Genomic DNA, 17,994 nt, shown 5'->3' with positions numbered 1-17,994 from the left:
GGCTTCGGACAGAGATACTGCCGGAGGATGGACATGAATACTTTGAGGAAGCGGTATCTTTTTGCGCTTTTAGCGGTGGTGCTCCCACTGATTGCGGGGTGCACCCGTCACAGCAAGAGCGAGCAGTACTATCTGATCGCCACAAATACGGCGCTGCCCTATTGGAAGGTGGCTGCGAGCGGATTTGAGGCGGCGGGTGCGGAGTATGGGGTGTCTGTGGACACGCGCGGACCGGCGGGGTTGAACGCGCAGGCAGAGGTGGATGAGTTCAAGGCGATGGTGGCGAGGAAGCCTGCAGGGATTCTGGTCCAGGTTGTGAACTCCCAGCTGATGCAGCCGGAGATCGATGCGGCGATTGCGGCGGGCATTCCGGTGATTACGATCGACTCGGATTCGCCGGAGAGCAAGCGGTTGTACTTTATCGGGACAAACAACTTCGAGGCGGGTAAGCTGGGCGGGAGGCGCGCGGCGGCGCAACTGAACGGGAAAGGAAATGTTGTGTTCTTCACGAATCCGGGGCAGCCGAACCTGGATGAGCGGTTGAAGGGCTATCAGGACATCTTAGAGGATTATCACGGGATCAAGATCGTAGAGGTGTTCGATATCAAGACGGATGCGGGGACGGCGATGGATAAGGCGGGTGAGTACCTTGAGCGGAAGGGGCCGGCGAAGATCGACGCGTTCATCTGCCTGGACTCCCGGTCGGGTGCGAACGTAGCGGAGGCCTTCAAACGGAGAAATGTCACCGACCGCTTGTTGATAGCGATGGATGTGGACTCTGACACACTGAAGCTGGTGGGTGATGGAACGATCGATTCGACGATCTCTCAAAAGCCGTACGCGATGGCGTTTCTGGGATTGAAGGCGCTGGACGATATTCATCACTATCCTGTGAAGCCGCTGGACCAGGACTTCGGGCTGGATCCTTATTCTCCGTTCCCGACCTTCGTCAATACGGGAGTTGCGCTGGTGGATAAGACGAATCTGGACGCTGTGATGAAGAAGCAGAGATCGGTAAATCAGTAGATTTTGCTGTTTGGTATCTGGCGATTTGTCTGAGAGTCTTCCGGTTGCCGCAAAGAGATGGACTCTTTCGGCGGCCGCGGAGATTTCGGGACGGTTCCTTCGTTCCGTGGTTTGGATTTTGTATCTGGGCCCGCGAGATGTGATCTGAGCCGATGCCTGATTCAACGTCTTTGGCTTCGGACAGAAGTTTTTGCCAGAGGATGACGATGAACTCTTTTATGAGACGACCTCTTTTTGTGCTCTTGGCTATGTTCCTTCCAGTGCTTGCGGGATGCACCCGACACAGCAAAGACGAGCATTATTACCTGATTGCTACCAACATCAACCTGCCCTACTGGAAGGCGGCGAACGCCGGGTTTCAGAAGGCGGCGGTTCAGTATGGGGTTTCGGCCGAGATGCGCGGGACGACGACGTTCGATCCGCAGGGCGAGGTTGCGGAGTTTCGTACGGTGGTGGCGCGAAAGCCTGCGGGGATTTTGGTGTCGGTGGCGAGCGCGGAGTTGATGGCTCCGGAGATTAGAGCTGCTCTGGGGGCGGGGATTCCGGTGATCACGATGGACTCCGATGCTCCGGGGAGTGGCCGGCTGTACTTCATCGGGACGAACAACCTGCAGGCGGGGCGGCTGGGCGGACAACGGGTTGCGGCGAAGCTGAATGGCAAGGGGAACGTGGCTTTCTTTTCGATTCCGGGACAGCCAAACATTGATGAGCGGTTGAAGGGCTATAAAGATGCGCTCTCACACTATCCGGGGATCAAGATCGTCGACGTCTTCGATATGAAGGGAGACTCGGGTCTGGCGATGGATCAGACGCGGGATTATCTGTCGCGAACGGGAGCGAACCGGGTTGATGCGATCGTGTGCCTGGAGGCGGCGTCGGGTAGAGATGTGGCCGAGGCGTTTCGGCGGGCGGGTGTGAAGGACCGGTTGCTGGTGGGGATGGACACGGACCAGACGGTGTTGCAGGGGGTGAAGGATGGAACGATCGATTCGACCATCTCGCAGAAGCCCTTTACGATGGCACTGGTGGGGCTGAAGGCACTGGACGACATCCATCACTATCCCTTGAAGCCGCTGGTGCAGGACTATTCGCTGGATTCGTTTGCGCCGGTTCCTACCTTTATCGATACGGGCGTTTCGTTGATCGATAAAAACAACGTGGATAGGATGCTGAATATCGGTGAAGATAAGACGCCGTAGCAGCGGAGATGCAGCAGCTGCGAGTGTAAAGACGAAATACAGGGATCTCTCCACTGCGTCGCGCGATACGACTGCGCGACTATGGTTGAGATGACGGATCACACAATCCAGCGGCGTTAGAGATTTCCTCTACAGCTATCGGCTCTAGAGTGTGACTACGATTTTTCCTATCTGCGCGTTCGACTCCATGTAGCGGTGGGCTTCGACGATCTGTGCGAAGGGGAAGGTCTTGTCGATGCGGGGTTTGAAGTTGCCGGCGACGAGGTTGTCGAAGACGTACTTTCTCGCATTTTGTGACTTGATTGGGTCGGCGAGGATGTCTCGCAGGGTATAGCCCTGGATGATCAGGCGCTTGTTCAGTGCGGTGAAGAGGGGGTAGGGAGTTGGCTCCATGGCCAGCGCGCCATATTCGAAGATGGTGCCCTGGACTGCGGTGGCGTTGGCGAGCGCTTCGAGACCTTTGCCCCCGATGGGATCGAAGACGAGACGTGCACCTTGATTGGAAGTGATTTGATTGACGCGGGCTACGAGGTTCTCTTCGTCGGTGACGATGACGTGATCGGCCCCGAAGGCGAGGAGTTCGGCTTTTTTGACTGACGTGCGCGTGGTGGCGATGCTGATGGCGCCTTCGGCTTTGGCGATCTCGATAGCGGCTAGTCCGACGCTGCTGCTGGCGGCGGTGATGATGACGTAGTCGCCCTTACTGAGGTGGCCGTAGAAGATGAGGGCGCCGTAGGCGGTGATGTACTGCATCCAGATGCTGGTGCCTTCTTCGTAGGAGAGGTTGGAGGGGTACTCGGCGACTGCGTGGATGGGGACGATGGCGACCTCTCCGTAGACGCCGTAGTGGTTGAGAGAGAAGGCTGGGGTGGTACTGGCCTTTTTGCCTATCCAACTGGTGTCCACGCCGGGACCGACAGCTTCGACGATGCCGGAGGCTTCGTAGCCGTTTGTGGACGGGAGAACGGGCGTTTCCAGGTAGCGGTCGTGGAAGAACATGCTCTCGGCGCGGTTGAGGCCGATGGCTCTGACGCGGAGGCGAACCTCGCCCTTGCCTGGTTCGGGGAGGGGGAGGTCGTCGAACTGGAGGACTTCGGGGCCGCCGATTTTGTGAAAGCGGACCATCTTTACTGTGTCGGGCATGTTGAGTACGCTCCTGCGGTCTTACGCGTACGTTTTGGATGATTGCGCCGGCGAAAGGGCGCGAATTTCGGAGGGAAGGGCTTAGGCTCTTGCAGACTCTTCGGTCTTTGACTCTTCCTTCTGATGGGGGGCGATGGCTTCGGCGTCGGCGTCGCCACCGTAGATGACCTGACCGTATTCGAGGAGGGTGACCATGCCAACGCCGCCGCAGATGTTGCCGGCTACGGCAAAGAGGAGCCAGGTGAGATAGCTGGTCCATGCGGCTTTGCCGATGAGGACGGCGGTGAGGATTTCGCCGCTGGTGGCGATGCAGTGGGCGAAGTTGCCGAGGCCGACGACGAAGGTCAACATCCAGATGATCATGACGGAGCCGGTGATGGAGTGTGATCCGGAGACGAGCCAGGCGACGGTGGCGATGATCCAGCCGCCCATGACGCCGCTCCAGAAGATGGTGGCGGCGGGGTTGTGGATGGCTTCGAGGCCAAGGCCTGCGAGGGCTTGCACTACGCTTGGGTTGACGGCGTTGGTGAGGGCGGCGAGGGCGGCGAAGGTGAGAGCGCCGAGGACGTTGGCGGGAAGGACGGTGGCCCAGAGGCGAAGGGTCTTCCAGAAGTGCTTCTTTTCGGCGAGGACGAGGGCTACGGGGTAGAGGGTGTTTTCAGTGAAGAGCTGGGAGCGGCCAAGGATGACGACGATGAAGCCGAGGGGGTAGAACATCTTGCCGACGAAGAAGATGGTGTGGGAGGGGACGGTGCCGGGGGTGGTGAGGAGCGCGATGGCGATGGCGTTGCCAAGAGCGGAGAGGCCCATGAAGATGCCGCCGGCGAGACCGGAGATGGCGAGGGAGACGCTGGATCGGCCGAGCTCCTGGCGGGCGTTGTTGGCGACCTGCTCGTAGATGTCCTGGGCGCTGGGGCGCTCGAGATTTTTCTGCGCGTCCTGGTTGGCCGGAGGCGGCGGTGGGTAGCGGCGAAGGCGGTAGGGCATATAAGAGTGAGATGCAGGAACAGGTTGAAGTGAGGTGCGAGAGTGTAGAGCGCGGCTCTCTATAATTCTGGCTATGGCTTCAGAGCTTACACCCGATCAGGCGATACAGGAGCTGCGCGATCAGCTTCGCCACCATGAATATTTGTATTACGTTGAAGACGCGCCGGAGCTGACGGATGCGCAGTATGACGCGCTGATGAACCGGCTGAAGCGGCTCGAGGAGAAGCATCCGGAGCTGGTGACGGCGGACTCGCCTTCGCAGCGTGTGGGTGGGAAACCGAAAGAGGGATTCACGAAGATGCCGCACTCGCGGCCGATGCTGTCGCTGGACAATGCGTACAACGAAGAGGAGCTGCGGGCGTGGGATCAGCGGGTGCGTGATGCTCTGCCGAGTACGGAGGCCGTGCGGTATGTATGCGAGCTGAAGCTGGATGGTTTGTCGCTGGCGCTTCAGTATGGGGCTGGATCTGGCAAAGGCGAGGCGCATGGCGCGAAAGATGGCTCGGCGCATCTGGTGCGGGGGCTGACGCGTGGGGATGGGTCGATTGGCGAGGATGTGACGAGCAATGTGAGGACGATTCGGTCTGTGCCGCTGAGTATCTCGGCTGCGAAGTTGAAAGCGGCGGGTTTGCCGCAGAGCTTTGAGGTTCGCGGTGAGGTGGTGTTGCCGCAGGCGTCATTTTTGAAGCTGAATGAAGAGAGGGAGGCGGCGGGACAGGCTCCGGCAGCGAATCCGCGGAATGCAGCGGCGGGGACGATTCGTACGCTGGAGCCGAATATTGTGGCGCAGAGGCGGCTGGATTTTTATGCCTACTTTTTGTTGCGGGATGGGGAGTTTTTGTTGCCGCAGCAGTCGACCGCGCTCGATGCCTTGAAGACTTCGGGTTTTCGCGTGAACAAGTATGTCAGGGCTTTGAAGAGCATCGACGAGGTGGTGAAGTTTATTGCGGATGCGGAGCCGCTGCGTGATTCGCTGGGGTATGAGATTGATGGTGTTGTGATCAAGGTGGATGCTACGGCGCAGCAGCGGAGGCTGGGGTTTACCGGGAAGGCTCCGCGGTGGGCGATTGCATACAAGTTTGCGGCGCGGGCTGGGATTACGAAGTTGGAGGATGTGTTGTTTCAGGTGGGGCGTACAGGGAAGGTGACTCCGGTGGCGGCGCTTGCGCCCGTGTTGATTGGGGGGACGACGGTGTCGCGGGCTACGTTGCATAATGCGGATGAGATTGCGCGGCTTGGCGTTCGCATTGGGGATTTTGTGCAGGTGGAGCGTGGTGGCGACGTGATTCCGAAGATTGTGGAGGTGGTGGAGGATAAGGCGCATCCGCGAGGGACGAAGGAGATTGTGTCTCCGAAGAACTGCCCGGTTTGTGCGAGCGAACTGCAACGGATTGAGGGCGAGGTGGATTGGCGGTGTGTGAACAACTCTTGTCCGGCACGAGTGCGTGAAGAGTTGCTGCACTGGTCGGCGCGTGGAGTGATGAACATTGAAGGGTTGGGCGACGCGATGGTGGCGCAGCTGCTTGGCCAGAGTGCGGAGCTGGGCGGCGAATCGCAAGTAGTGACGGAGGAGGGGGCGCCGGTCGTGGTGCGGAGGCCGCTGATTCATACGATTGGCGACTTGTACCGGCTGAAGCGCGAGGATTTGCTTGGGCTGGAGCGCGTGGGCGAGAAGACTGCGGATGCGCTGCTGGAAGAGATTAAGCGTTCGAAGAAAGCGGGGCTGGCGCGCGTGCTGTTGGGGCTGGGAGTCCGGTTTGTGGGTGAGCGGACGGCGCAACTGCTGGCGGAGCACTTCGGTTCGATGGATGAGCTGATGACGGCGGCGACCCAGGATTCGGAGAAGGCGAGCGAGGCGTTAGAGGCGGTGAATGAGGTGGGGCCGAAGGTGGCACAGGCGATCGTGGAGTTCTTCGCGGTGGAGAAGAACAAGGAGTTGGTGAAGGATCTTGCGGCGCTAGGGCTGGAGATGACGGCGGAGAAGCGGGTGACGACTTCGACGCTGGAGGGGTTGACGTTTGTGCTGACGGGGACGCTGCCGAATCTTACGCGGGAGTCGGCGAAGGAGAAGATCGAGTCTGCGGGAGGGCGGGTTTCGGGGAGTGTGAGCAAGAAGACGAGCTACGTGGTTGCGGGGGAGGAGGCGGGCTCGAAGCTGGATAAGGCGAATTCGCTGGGGGTGAAGGTGCTGGATGAGGCGGGGTTGCTGGAGTTGCTGGGGTAGTTGCAAGGGAGCGTGTCCTGCCGGGCGGGCCCACTCCGCGTGGGGCGGTCACTTCGTGACTTGTGTACCGGTCTGGGCGTGACGGGCTGCATGGGTCCTCCCTTTGGTCGGAAGGGATCTAGGGTGCATCGCGCAGGGCTAGGGCTGGTCTACGAGCTTCGGGGAGACGAGGTGCGGAGGGCGGACGGTGCTTGGAGCTACGGGTTGACTGGGGCTCGGGATTGGTGTGGGTTTTGGCTCGGAGGGATTGGTGGTTTGACGAGCGCTGTGGAAGCCGCAGGCCTTCATCGCGGCGATGGGCTCGGGGTTCTGCATGAAGGTGTCCCATACGAAGGCGCTTCGAAGATTTTCTGCCATGAGGACGCTGATTCCGAGGTCGATTCCGAGGACGTCGGGGTCGTACCAGTGGAGATCGGGGTGGAAGGCGTCACAGAAGCCGTAGCGTCCCCAGGCGTCTTTGCCGAAGTTGTCACGCAAGGCGCGAAGGACGTGGACGCAGTCGTGGGGTAGGAAGGGGAGCGAACCGGCGGCGGCGCTGGGGACGACGGACCCGTCAACTGGACCCATGAGGGGAGGGCCTCCCCAGGCGGAGTAGCCGTGCTCCCAGTCGGAGGCGGAGACGCCCCAGTAGTCTTCGGTGTAGCCGCGTTTGAGGCCGAGGCAGAAAGACTTGTGGGCTCGAGTGGCGGTGATGGAGTTCGAGAAGTAGTTGGCGTAGGCGTCGCGCTTGCCGGCGAAGTCGAACCAGGCGTGGGAGAACTGGTGGATGAAGAGAGGGTCGCGTCCGCTGATGTAGGAGTAGGGGCCGAAGGTCATGGGAGGCCGGGTGAAGGCGCTCCAGGAGTCTGGGGGGATGGGATTGGTGGGCGAACCGATGGCGAGGAGATAGAGCATCATCAGTTCGCTGTAGTGGTCCCACCGAGTGGAGATGAAGCCGGTCTCGGGGCGCCAGCCCATGGAGAAGGTTTTGCCGCCGTTGAGCATCCAGGGCCAGTCAACGCGGTTGTAGAGCTGAGTGGCGAGGGAGGTAATTTGGGGATCGGCGAAGTAGGCGCGGACGGTGAGGACGCCGCAGAGGAAGATAGCCGTGTCGATGGAGGACACTTCGACGTTGATGAGGGGCTTGCCGGTTTTAACGTCGCTGAAGTGGTAGAAGAAGCCGTGCTCGTTCGGCATCTTGTTGAGATGGAAGTCGAGCGTGGTGATGACTTGCTTTTTGATGCGATTGGTGTCGAGGTAGCCGCGCCTGTCGGAGATGCAGAGTGAGGTGAGCCCGAAGCCGGTGGCGGCGATGCTGGCGGCGAAGTGCTGGTCGAACTCGCCGGTGGCGGTCTTGTTGGTGGCGCGGTCTAGGACCTGTCCGGTGGCCGGGTCGGCCTGTTCGGTGAAGTAGAGGCAGCCCGCACGTTCCATCTCTTCGAGAAAGGCGATGTCTTCGTCGCTTAGCAGCCGTGTGTATGACGGTTGGGGCGAGGTTGCCTCTTGCGCCTCGAGAGGGAATGATGCAAAACCAGACAGAATGGCTCCGCCGAGGAGTTTAGTCGCGCTGCGTCGCGTGATTTTAGGCGGAGTCGAGGTGCTGAAACTCATTCTCTCTATCGTACGTTCCTGCCAGGACTGCAGACGTGTCTGACGCTGTGAATCGTGTAAAAGTAACGCGGACGTTGTAGAGCATGTCCCGGTCTGGTGAGGAGCTGGAACAGACTTGCTACTTGGATGCTGCGGGTGGGCAGGTCGATGCTGTGCGATTTTTCCCCGGGCAGAGGCTTTGCCAGAGACTTCGAGTCGAGTGGCTGGAACTCGCATGTGGAGTTGAGTTGTGGGACGGCGATTGCATTGTCGGCTGGTTGGGCAAAGGTTTGCCTACGTGGATATTGCCCACTTCGGAAAATAAGTGTCAAGAATCCGCGTGAGGATCGCGTCAAGTCGGGGTTCCGACAGAGTACCGAGGATCCTGTCGGAGCCGCCGGAGGTAATCCGTCAAGGATTAAGGAACGCTCACAAAGAGCCGTACTTGTGACAGACTGCATGAATGCGTGGACGCGCGAAAAATACTGCGACGCAAGAACTGAAGACGCAAGAACACAAGCCTGCAAGCCTGAAGGTCTTGTCGGATCATCTCGGATTGTCGATGGCTGCAATTTCTCGGGTTCTAAGTGGAGCGCCAGCTGCTCGTTCGATACCGAAGGCGACGCAGGATCGGATCTTGAAGGCGGCCGAGGAGCTGAACTACCGGCCGAATCTGTTTGCCCGTTCGCTGCGCAACCGGCGTAGTCAGACAGTTGGAGTACTTGTGCCTGAGGTAAGCGAAGGCTACGCGACCTTGGTGCTAAGTGGGATCGAGCATGAGCTGATGCAGGCGGACTATTTTTACTTTTTGATCAGCCATCATCATCGCGAAGAGATGATTCAGAGGAGCGAACGGCTGTTTCGCGATCGGGCCGTGGAGGGCGTGATCGCGGTGGACACACTGCTGCGGGATCGATGGGCGATTCCGACGGTGACGGTTTCGGGCCATCATGAACCGAAGGGTGTGACCAACATTGTCCTGAACCACCGGCTGGCGGCGGAGCTTGCCATCGATCACCTGAGTGGGCTGGGGCATAAACGGCTGGCATTTATCAAAGGGCAGAAGTTCAGCTCCGATACGGAGTCGCGGTGGCGGGGAATTCGGCACGCGATGGAGAGGAGAGGGTTGACGATTCTTCCGCAGCTGGTGACGCAGCTTGAGGGAGATCAGCCGACGCACGAGCCGGGCTATCTGGCGACGCAGAAGCTGATGGCGTGTGGCGAGACGTTTACCGCGTTGTTTGCGTTCAATGACGTGTCGGCGATTGGTGCGATCAAGGCGCTGCGGGAGGCTGGGCTGCGCGTGCCGCAGGATGTTTCGGTCGTGGGGTTTGACGATGTGCAATCGGCAGCGTTTCAGAATCCCGCGCTGACGACGGTGCGGCAGCCGCTACGGACGATGGGAATGCTGGCGGCGCAGACGGTGTTGCTGCAGATCGGGACGGCAGCTGGCGGGAACCACGCGCAGGAGATCGTCGTCGATCCCGAACTGGTGGTGCGGGAGTCGACGTGCCCTCCTGGGACGGGGAAGAGATAGCTTCGGGTGGAGAGCTTATGCCACTTGCGGAGCCGCTCCGGCTGGTCCCTGGTGATGGGCTGGCTTGTTGAAAAGCGTTTCGAGGGGTTGATCTTTGCGACGCTGTCGATGCTTCGAAACAGCTGGAAGCGTCTCTAAGATTTTTTATTTCAAAGCTGTTTGGTTCGGTCGTGTCTCGCGCAAGTGAGACGCAAATTAGAGGGGGAAGCTGAATCCCTGTTTGTGATAGCATCCCTGCTCCTCGAGATAGCGGTCCTTGCGGGGGCTGAACTCGATGGCGAGTGAAGGCGTCCGCCGTTGGCTGGAGATGGTGCGGATCGCTCCCCTTTCGTGAGATTTCATTTGTAACCGATGGAGATTTATCAGCTCTGATGTGAAGGAGAGTCTGACATGAAGGTCTATCTGGGAAACGACATTCGCAATGTGGCTGTGGTGGGCCATGCACACAGTGGGAAGACGACGTTGATCTGCGCGATGTTGCATGCGGCGAAGATGACGGCGACACGCGGACGGATTGAGGACGGATCGGCGGTGACGGCGTATGACGAGGAAGAGGTGGCGCGGCGGACGACGATGTCGAACGCGGTTGCGTTTGCGGAGTGGAGCGGGATTAAGATCAACCTGATCGATACGCCGGGATTTCATATGTTTGTGCATGAGACGCGTGCGGCGATGCTGCCGGTGGAGGTTGCGCTGGTGGTGGTGAACGCGCAGTGCGGGGCGGAGGCGGTCTCTGATCGTGTGTGGAAGTACGCAGCCGAAGTGACGCTGCCGCGCGTGATCGCGATCAACCAGGTGGATCATCCGAAGGCTGATAGCAGGATGGGCCGGCAAAAAATGATTGAGCAGTTGCAGGAGAAGTGGGGGCGGCAGGTGGTGCCGGTGCAACTGCCGATTGTGGATCAGCATGGGTTCCATGGGGTGGTGGACCTGGTGACGATGAAGGCTTATCTGTACAAGCCGGATGGAGATGGGCGCGGTGAGGTTGGGGTGATTCCGGAGGTGTTGAAGGCCGATGCCAAGGCGGCGCATGAGGCGCTGGTGGAGCTTGTCGCTGAGGGGAAGGACGAGTTGATGGAGGAGTTCTTTCGCGAGGGCACAATTCCGGAGGAGCATCTGATCGTCGCGCTGCACGAGGCGATTCGCGAGGATAGGATCTTTCCTGTGCTGTATGTGAGCGGTTTGCGGAATGTTGGGACAGATCATCTGTTGGATTTTTTGAAGGTGTATGCGCCAGCGCCCACGGAGAGGGAGCCGGTGGCTACGCGGGGGATCTTGCATTCGGCCTCGAACGGCGTGAACGGGAGCGGTGCGGGGGGCGATCAGGACGAGATTGTGATGCGCAAGGTGGATGATAAGGAGCCGCTGGCGCTTTATGTGTACAAGACGATGACCGATCCGTTTGCGGGGAGGATCTCGTTCTTCAAGGTTGTCAGTGGAATGATGACGACCGATAAGACGGTGCAGAACTTTACCCGGCATGAGCCGGAGAGGCTGGCGCATCTGTCGATCATGCAGGGGCGGAAGGCGGTTGAGGTTTCGGAGCTGCATGCGGGAGATATTGGGGCGGTGGCGAAGCTGCGGGTGACTTTGACGGGAGACACGTTGGGCGATAAGGCTCATGAGGTCTATCTGGAGCCGGTGCCGATGCCGGAACCGGCGATGACCTATGCAATTGAACCGAAGTCGCGGGCGGACGAGGATAAGCTTGGGCCGGCTCTGCATAAGGTGATGGAAGAAGATCCGATGGTGAAGTTCTTCCGTGATCCGCAGACGAATGAGTTTCTGGTGGCCGGGGCGGGACAGCAGCATATTGAGGCGGTGGTTTCGAAGCTGAAGCGGCGATACCACACGGATGTCACGCTGAAGGCGCCGAAGATACCTTATCGGGAGACTGTGCTCGGCCGCGCGGAGGCGCAGGGACGGTACAAGAAGCAGACTGGCGGGCATGGACAATATGGGGACTGCAAGGTTCGCATGGAGGCGATGCCGCGGGGAAGCGGAGTGGTGTTTGGGAATGAGATATTTGGCGGGGCGATTCCGCGGCAGTATGTTCCGGCGGTAGAGAAGGGTGTTCGAGAGTCGGCGGCGCGTGGGTTTCTGGCGGGGTATCCGGTGGTGGATTTGAAGGTGACGGTATTCGACGGCAGCTACCACGATGTGGACTCGAGCGAGATGTCGTTCAAGATGGCGGCGCGCCTGGCGTTTCGTAAGTGCATGGAGCAGGCGAGGCCGGTGTTGCTGGAGCCGGTGATGCGGGTGGAGATCGAGGCTCCGGACGACTTTGCCGGGGCGTTGCTTGGCGATCTGAATGGGCGACGGGGGCGAGTGCAGGGGATGGAGAGCGGCGGCGCGGGAACGACGGTGCGGGCTGAAGTTCCGATGGCGGAGATGCTGAGCTATGGGACGACGCTGACCTCGATTACGCAGGGGCGGGGGAGTTTTCGGATGGAGATGGATCACTACGAGGTGGTGCCGGCGTTGCTGGCGCAGAAGATTCTGGCGAACGCGAAGCAGCCGGTCCACGACGAGGCAGAGGAGTAGAAGCTGACCTCGGATGGTGCCTGGCGCTAATATAAAGATTCGATGAATTTGTCGGATCGGGTGCTATGAGTGCGAGTGCTGCCAGCGCGTTGGACTTCTCGGGGCCAGAACGGCTGGGGGCTGCGGGGTGGAAGAGACGGACGCTGCTTGATCTGGCGGTGGGGTATGGGCTGATCCTGATTGTGATCTGGACTCCTGCGCCACTGCGGACTGTCCTTTACTTCGTTACGCTTGGTTGGATTGGGTACGCGACGTGGAGCTCTTTTAGCGGTTGGGACGCGATGGGAGTGAGGGTCGCGGGGTTTTTCCGTTCCCTCTGGGTTGTGGGGATTGCTCTTTGTCTGGCGGCGGGAGCGGTGATCTTTGCGATGCGAGAGCAGACGCTGCATGGGCCGCATAGCGCGGTGCGGCTGATCCAAGGGTTCTGGGGATATACGGTTTGGTCCTTCTTTCAACAGTTTTTGTTGAATGATTTTGTGATGAGACGGTTGTTGAAGCTGACGAATGACCGGCGGATTGCGGTTGCGGGGGCGGCTGGACTTTTTGCATTAGCGCACCTGCCGAATCCAGTTCTGACGGTGATGACGCTGGTGTGGGGACTGGCGGCTTGTCTGATCTTTCTGCGGTATCGGAACCTGTTTACGCTGGGGATGGCGCATGCGGTTCTCGGGATCTGTGTTGCGGTTACTCTGCCGGCGTCGGTGCAGCACAATATGCGGGTCGGGCTTGGTTACCTGAGGTATCGGCCGCATGGGCAGCATCACCTGAACCAGATGGACCACAAGGTGTCGACCATGGTGTGGGTGATGGCTGAGGCGCCGACACGGCGATCCTGACGCCAGGCTCTGCCGTAGAAGATGCCGGCGATGGCGGCTAGCAGAACATAGCGCCAGTTGAAGTGAAGGGCGCGCTTGTTGAAGTGGGAGAGACCGAAGAGGGCGCTGGTTAGAAGCAATGCCTGAGTGCGGCCTATGCGCCGTTCGAGGAGGTTTTGCAGCCAGCCGCGGAAGAAGAGTTCTTCGGGGACAGCGATGAAGAGGAAGGTGAAGAGGTAGGCTCCGGCGAGTTGCGAGAGGCGCGGCCAGTGCGGGTGGAAGTGGAGAAAGCTGAGGCTGAGGCCGAGAGCGATGACTATAGGCGTGTACAAGGCCCATTCGCGCAGGCCGATGCGAAGGTCGCGCAGGTTGAGACGGAGATTGAAGCCGACTCCGTTTAACTCTCGGATAAACAGGAAGCCATAGATTCCGGCGTTGAGCAGAATGATCTTGTTGAAGACGGCCAGGTGCGGTGGCCACGCGGGCTCGAACCAGCGCAGGTCGACGGCAAGGCCGAGGGTGAGAAGGACGAGATAGTCTCGCCAGTTGCCGGTCTGGCCAGGATCAAGCTGTCGGGCTTGTTGGAGGAGGAGTGCGATGGCGATGGGGAGGAGAGTGTAGAGGCAGAACCAGTACCAATGAAAGCTGGAGGCGGCGAGGGTGATGAGGAGGTAGGGAAGGCTTAGCGCCGAGGGAAGAAGTAGCCTGAGTGGTGCGGGGAGAGCTTGAATTCGTTGGCGAGTCGTGTCGCTACAGAAGGCGAAGGACAGGTAAGGGATGAGGGTGAGGATGGCAGCGAATACGTTGACGGGCGTGAACATCTGCTGGGATTCAGTATAGGGAGGAGATGGTGGCTCAGGTAGATTCTCCGCGAACCAGGTCCTGCCGGACGGGCCCGCTGCGCGCGGGGCGGTCACTTCGTGACTTGTGTACCTTGTCTCGATGGGATTGATTTCACCCGTCCTCCCGGTGGTCGGAGAGGAGGGTAAGAGGTTGTAAACCAGGGGCGTTGCGCTTTTAAGGCTTGAATTTGTGGGCTTTATGGTGATAAAAGCATCTTCCGGGCCTTTGTTTGCTTCCAACTTACTTTGGAGAACCCTTCATGCCGCGTCCTTACTGGTCAGGTCAGATACAGATCTCGCTTGTTTCGTTTGGAGTCAAGCTGTTTACGGCGACCGAATCGAAGAGCGAGATTCGCTTTCATCAATTGAGTCGCAAGACGGGTGAGCGGATCAAGCACCAGAAGGTCTCGGGCGATGAGGGCAAGGTGGAGAGCTCCGATATCGTGAAGGGCTATGAGTATCGCAAGGGCGAGTACATCATGGTCGAGCCGGAGGAGATCGAGCAGATTCGAATTCCTTCGAAGCACACGATTGAGGTGACGCAGTTCGTCGATGAGGGCGAGCTTGATCCTGAGTTCTTCGAGAAGCCGTATTTTGTAGTGCCGGAGAACGATGTTCAGGCAGAGGCGTTCGCGGTTGTTCGCAAGGCTCTGCAGACGACGAAGAAGATTGCGCTGGGGAAGATTGCTTTCAGTGGGCGCGAGCACCTGGTGGCGGTGTCGGCTGCCACTGACGACAAGCTGCCGGGCATGATGGCGTACACGATGCGTTATGCGGAGGAGCTTCGCGATCCCAAGGAGTTTTTCGAAGACATCAAGAAGGTCGCGGTGGATGAAGATCAGCTCTCGCTGGCGAAGGAGCTGATCAAGCGCAAAGCGTCGAAGTTTGACCCGGAGAAGTTCAAGGACGAGTACGAGGCTGCGTTGCGCGAGATGGTTGAGGCGAAGGTAAAGCATGCGCCGATTCCGAAGGATGAGCCTGCACCTGCATCGGGCAAGGTTATTAACTTGATGGACGCGCTGCGGAAGAGTGTGCAGGGCGACGAGGCGGCTGCGGGTAAGAAGAAGGCTCCGGCAAGGGCCACGGCGGCGGAAGCGCAAAAGGGTATCGAGCTGGTGAAGCCTGCAAAGGCGACCAAACCGCGTAAGTCGGCGTAGAGTTCGCTATGGCTACGAAGAAGAGAGCCAAGCCGAAGTCCATGGTGTCTGCGGCGGACGCTGTGGATGAGCAGCTTGGACTCTATCGCTCGATGCGGGACTTCGAGGTCACCGGGGAGCCTAGCGGGTCGGCGAAAAAGAAGTTCTTTAACGATCAGCCTCTGCCTTTTGTGATTCAGAAGCATGCGGCTACGCGGCTTCACTATGATTTTCGGCTTGGGTGGAATGGGGTGCTGAAGAGCTGGGCTGTGGCGAAGGGACCGAGCTACGTCACGGCAGATAAGCGGCTGGCGGTGCAGGTGGAAGATCATCCGATCGACTATGGGGGCTTTGAGGGGATTATTCCGAAGGGCCAGTATGGCGGCGGCACGGTGATGGTGTGGGATCAAGGGACGTGGGAGCCGCAGGCTGGACACACCGATGTGGATGAGGGACTGCGTACGGGCTCACTGAAGTTCATCCTGCATGGGACGAAGATGAAGGGGAAGTGGGCTCTGATTCGCATGGGTGGCAAGGCTGCGAATGAGAGCAAGCCGAATTGGCTGCTGATCAAAGAGCATGATGATTTTGAGCGGACGAAGGATGAAGCCGCAGTAACCGATGAGGAACCGAACAGTGTCGTGACGGGGCGAGGTCTCGAGGAGATTGCGCGGAATGAAGATCATGTGTGGAACTCGAAGGAGACTGCGAGGGGGAATGCCTGGTATCGAAAGGATGCGGGGGATGCGGCTGCGAAAGGGGTGGTTGCGGAGAACGCTTCGAGTGAGACCGTCTCTACGGATAAAGGCGCGAAGTCTCGCAAGTCGAAGAGGGTTGCCGGGAAGTTGACGGTGCCGGCGGGTGCGCCGAAGGAAAAAATGCCTGAGTTTATTACGCCGGAGCTGGCGTTACAGGCGACGACTCCGCCTAGTGGTACTGGATGGCTGCATGAGTTGAAGCTGGATGGCTATCGCGTTCAGGCTCGCAAGGATGGGGATAGAGTTCAACTGCTGACGCGGACGGGGCTGGACTGGACGCACCGGATGAAGACGATTGCGGCTCTGGTGGGAGAGTTGCCGGTGGAGCGGGCGATTCTTGACGGCGAGGTTGTGGTGCTGGCAGAGAACGGCACCACCAGCTTTGCCGATTTGCAGGCTGCGTTTCAGGAGGGCGTGAAGAAGCCGCTTAGTTATTTTGTGTTTGATCTGCTTCATTTGAACGGACACAACATGCGGGATCTGCCGCTGATTGAGCGAAAGAGTTTGCTGGCCACACTTCTCGAAGGCGATGGTGAGTTTGTGCGGCTTAGCGAACACCTGGAGTCGGACGGCGGGGTCATCTTTCAGAAAGCTTGCGAGATGCATGTCGAGGGAATCGTCTCCAAGCGCGCTGCAAGCAGGTATTCGAGTGGGAGAGGTGGGAGCTGGCTGAAGGTAAAGTGCGTCCACGAGCAGGAGTTCGTGATTGGCGGGTTTACTTTGCCGTCGAATGGGAGCCACGGAGTTGGGGCTTTGCTGTTGGGGTACTACGACGGCGGGAAGCTGATCTATGCGGGGCGGACGGGTACAGGATTTACGCAGAAGACACACCGTGTGCTGCGCAATCAGTTGGAAGAGCTGCGTGAGAAGGAGAATCCGTTTGAGAATCCTCCGGCTGAGGCGCGTCGGGGAGCGAACTGGGTGAAGCCAGAGCTGGTGGCTCAGGTCAACTTTGCAACCTGGACCGCGGATGATCTGGTGCGCCAGGCTTCGTTTAAAGGACTGCGAGAGGATAAGCCTGCGAACGAGGTTCGGCGAGAGGAGCTGACCGTTGCGGCCCGGGTTCGCGGGACGAAAAGCGCTTCGCATTCGGCGTCGACCGGGATTGCGGCGAAGGCTGGTGGTGTAAAGGCGGATACCGCGAAGGACGTTCCTGTAGAGGCTGTCGCTGCAAAGAAAGTTGTTGGAAAAGTATCGAAGAAATCTGCTTCGGAGAATGTACCGGTGCGGTTGACGCATCCTGAGAAGGTTCTGGATGTGGAGACGCAGCTTACGAAGCAGCAACTGGCCGACTACTACTGGGCGATTGCATCGCATATGCTGCCGCATATCGAGGGCCGCCCGGTGTCTCTGGTACGTTGTCCTGATGGGAGCGAGAAGCCGTGTTTCTATCAGAAGCATGTGAACGCTACGCTGCCGCCGGGGATCACCGCGGTGGATGTACCTGATAAGAAGACGGGGAAGATTGAGCCGTACATTACGCTTTCGACCGCGGAGGCGCTGGCCGGGCTTGCGCAGATGGGCGTGCTGGAGGTTCATCCGTGGGGATCGAGGAATGAGGATCTTGAGCATCCAGACCGGATCATCATCGACCTTGACCCGGATGCTTCGATTGCGTGGCCGAGGTTGGCCGAGAGCGCCGGAGAGGTTCGTAGAGAGCTTAAGGAGCTTGGGTTGGAGAGCTTCCTGAAGAACACAGGGGGCAAGGGACTGCATGTTGTGATTCCGTTTGTGCCGGAGTACGACTGGGCAGTGATCAAGCAGTTTACCCACGCGTTTGTGTTGAAGATGGAGAAGGATCAGCCGGGCTTGTATCTGACGAAGATGAGTAAGGCCGCACGCAAAGACAGAATCTTTTTGGATTACCTGCGAAACGAACGTGGCGCAACGGCAGTGGCGGCTTTCTCTCCGCGGGCGCGTGCGGGGGCTGCGGTTTCGCTTCCGCTTGATTGGGACGAGCTGAAGTCGCCGGAACGAATTGTCGTTCGAGTTGCGGAGTTCGAAGGGTGGAAGGGGCGGTTGAGTCGCGATCCGTGGAAACAGTTCTTCAAGTTGCGGCAGCAAATTACACCGAAGATGTTGGAAACTCTGAAGATATCTACGGCTGCTTAGCGGCAATTTAGCGTGTTCGATAATGGACAGTCTGTTTCGATTGCGGACGAGGGGTGTTGTCTGGCTCGTTCTAAGTGATTGAAACCATTCGGTGGAGAATGG

General features: G+C 59.1%; 13 protein-coding genes. 8 read left to right on the top strand and 5 right to left on the bottom strand.

The genetic code is table 11. The annotated features are described in order from the left end of the window. The first annotated feature begins 33 nt into the window (after nt 1–33). Nucleotides 34–1,026 (top strand): substrate-binding domain-containing protein, encoded by a 993-nt coding sequence (locus tag RBB81_RS03445; protein WP_179580235.1) that lies wholly within the window; start codon nt 34–36, stop codon nt 1,024–1,026. A gap of 218 nt (nt 1,027–1,244) precedes the next feature. Then, on the top strand, nt 1,245–2,225 hold the full coding sequence (locus RBB81_RS03440; protein ID WP_179580233.1) for a substrate-binding domain-containing protein: 981 nt from the start codon (nt 1,245–1,247) through the stop codon (nt 2,223–2,225). A gap of 144 nt (nt 2,226–2,369) precedes the next feature. On the opposite strand, the gene RBB81_RS03435 is transcribed toward RBB81_RS03440, so the two are convergent. Both RBB81_RS03435 and RBB81_RS03430 read right to left on the bottom strand, forming a co-directional pair. Then, on the bottom strand, nt 2,370–3,368 hold the full coding sequence (locus tag RBB81_RS03435) for a zinc-dependent alcohol dehydrogenase family protein (protein ID WP_353072722.1): 999 nt from the start codon (nt 3,366–3,368) through the stop codon (nt 2,370–2,372). Nucleotides 3,369–3,449: 81 nt separating this feature from the next. Continuing rightward, nucleotides 3,450–4,355: a formate/nitrite transporter family protein gene (locus RBB81_RS03430; RefSeq protein ID WP_353072721.1), complete on the bottom strand. Its 906-nt coding sequence runs from the start codon at nt 4,353–4,355 to the stop codon at nt 3,450–3,452. Between the two features lie 73 nt (nt 4,356–4,428). Here RBB81_RS03430 and ligA point away from each other — a divergent pair, with 73 nt between their 5' ends. Next, entirely contained in the window at nt 4,429–6,579 is a 2,151-nt protein-coding gene (ligA, locus tag RBB81_RS03425) for an NAD-dependent DNA ligase LigA (protein WP_183791082.1), read from the top strand. A 138-nt stretch (nt 6,580–6,717) separates the two neighbouring features. Here the strand turns inward: ligA and RBB81_RS03420 are convergent, their stop codons facing one another. Further along, nucleotides 6,718–8,169, bottom strand: coding sequence for a glucoamylase family protein (locus RBB81_RS03420; protein ID WP_183791084.1), 1,452 nt, complete (start codon nt 8,167–8,169; stop codon nt 6,718–6,720). 541 nt (nt 8,170–8,710) lie between these two features. Here RBB81_RS03420 and RBB81_RS03415 point away from each other — a divergent pair. Further along, the gene (locus RBB81_RS03415; RefSeq protein WP_246373742.1) at nt 8,711–9,685 is read left to right on the top strand and encodes a LacI family DNA-binding transcriptional regulator; all 975 of its coding nucleotides are present in this window, start codon (nt 8,711–8,713) and stop codon (nt 9,683–9,685) included. A 195-nt stretch (nt 9,686–9,880) separates the two neighbouring features. Here RBB81_RS03415 and RBB81_RS03410 read toward each other — a convergent pair whose 3' ends face one another. Continuing rightward, nucleotides 9,881–10,027 (bottom strand): hypothetical protein, encoded by a 147-nt coding sequence (locus RBB81_RS03410; protein WP_179580221.1) that lies wholly within the window; start codon nt 10,025–10,027, stop codon nt 9,881–9,883. A gap of 48 nt (nt 10,028–10,075) precedes the next feature. Here RBB81_RS03410 and fusA point away from each other — a divergent pair, with 48 nt between their 5' ends. After that, nucleotides 10,076–12,229 carry an elongation factor G gene (fusA, locus tag RBB81_RS03405; protein WP_179580219.1) on the top strand — a complete coding sequence of 718 codons (2,154 nt, stop codon included), beginning with the start codon at nt 10,076–10,078 and terminating at the stop codon, nt 12,227–12,229. Nucleotides 12,230–12,294: 65 nt separating this feature from the next. Beyond that, the gene (locus RBB81_RS03400) at nt 12,295–13,065 is read left to right on the top strand and encodes a type II CAAX prenyl endopeptidase Rce1 family protein (RefSeq protein WP_353072720.1); all 771 of its coding nucleotides are present in this window, start codon (nt 12,295–12,297) and stop codon (nt 13,063–13,065) included. On the opposite strand, the gene RBB81_RS03395 is transcribed toward RBB81_RS03400, so the two are convergent. Continuing rightward, nucleotides 12,990–13,865 (bottom strand): CPBP family intramembrane glutamic endopeptidase, encoded by an 876-nt coding sequence (locus tag RBB81_RS03395; RefSeq protein WP_353072719.1) that lies wholly within the window; start codon nt 13,863–13,865, stop codon nt 12,990–12,992. The genes RBB81_RS03400 and RBB81_RS03395 overlap by 76 nt on opposite strands. A 281-nt stretch (nt 13,866–14,146) precedes the next feature. Here RBB81_RS03395 and RBB81_RS03390 point away from each other — a divergent pair, with 281 nt between their 5' ends. Next, nucleotides 14,147–15,043, top strand: a complete 897-nt coding sequence (locus tag RBB81_RS03390) for a Ku protein (protein WP_353072718.1) — start codon at nt 14,147–14,149, stop codon at nt 15,041–15,043. Nucleotides 15,044–15,051: 8 nt separating this feature from the next. After that, nucleotides 15,052–17,892 carry a DNA ligase D gene (gene ligD, locus RBB81_RS03385; protein ID WP_353072717.1) on the top strand — a complete coding sequence of 947 codons (2,841 nt, stop codon included), beginning with the start codon at nt 15,052–15,054 and terminating at the stop codon, nt 17,890–17,892. Nucleotides 17,893–17,994: the final 102 nt, after the last annotated feature.

Origin of the sequence: Tunturibacter gelidoferens (assembly GCF_040358255.1) — a bacterium.
In the GTDB taxonomy this organism is placed as follows: Bacteria; Acidobacteriota; Terriglobia; order Terriglobales; family Acidobacteriaceae; genus Edaphobacter; species Edaphobacter gelidiferens.
The sequence above is the reverse complement of the archived record's forward strand: the minus strand, read 5'-3'. Positions and strand labels throughout refer to the sequence as shown.

What these genes read in the sequence shown, in the direction of transcription:
- RBB81_RS03440 (WP_179580233.1), top strand. Translation starts at nt 1,245, where the DNA reads ATGAGACGACCTCTTTTTGTGCTCTTGGCTATGTTCCTTCCAGTGCTT.
- RBB81_RS03420 (WP_183791084.1), bottom strand. Translation starts at nt 8,169, where the DNA reads ATGAGTTTCAGCACCTCGACTCCGCCTAAAATCACGCGACGCAGCGCG.
- RBB81_RS03435 (WP_353072722.1), bottom strand. Translation starts at nt 3,368, where the DNA reads ATGCCCGACACAGTAAAGATGGTCCGCTTTCACAAAATCGGCGGCCCC.
- RBB81_RS03410 (WP_179580221.1), bottom strand. Translation starts at nt 10,027, where the DNA reads ATGAAATCTCACGAAAGGGGAGCGATCCGCACCATCTCCAGCCAACGG.
- RBB81_RS03400 (WP_353072720.1), top strand. Translation starts at nt 12,295, where the DNA reads ATGAGTGCGAGTGCTGCCAGCGCGTTGGACTTCTCGGGGCCAGAACGG.
- ligD (WP_353072717.1), top strand. Translation starts at nt 15,052, where the DNA reads ATGGCTACGAAGAAGAGAGCCAAGCCGAAGTCCATGGTGTCTGCGGCG.
- RBB81_RS03395 (WP_353072719.1), bottom strand. Translation starts at nt 13,865, where the DNA reads ATGTTCACGCCCGTCAACGTATTCGCTGCCATCCTCACCCTCATCCCT.
- ligA (WP_183791082.1), top strand. Translation starts at nt 4,429, where the DNA reads ATGGCTTCAGAGCTTACACCCGATCAGGCGATACAGGAGCTGCGCGAT.
- RBB81_RS03430 (WP_353072721.1), bottom strand. Translation starts at nt 4,355, where the DNA reads ATGCCCTACCGCCTTCGCCGCTACCCACCGCCGCCTCCGGCCAACCAG.
- fusA (WP_179580219.1), top strand. Translation starts at nt 10,076, where the DNA reads ATGAAGGTCTATCTGGGAAACGACATTCGCAATGTGGCTGTGGTGGGC.
- RBB81_RS03390 (WP_353072718.1), top strand. Translation starts at nt 14,147, where the DNA reads ATGCCGCGTCCTTACTGGTCAGGTCAGATACAGATCTCGCTTGTTTCG.
- RBB81_RS03445 (WP_179580235.1), top strand. Translation starts at nt 34, where the DNA reads ATGAATACTTTGAGGAAGCGGTATCTTTTTGCGCTTTTAGCGGTGGTG.
- RBB81_RS03415 (WP_246373742.1), top strand. Translation starts at nt 8,711, where the DNA reads ATGGCTGCAATTTCTCGGGTTCTAAGTGGAGCGCCAGCTGCTCGTTCG.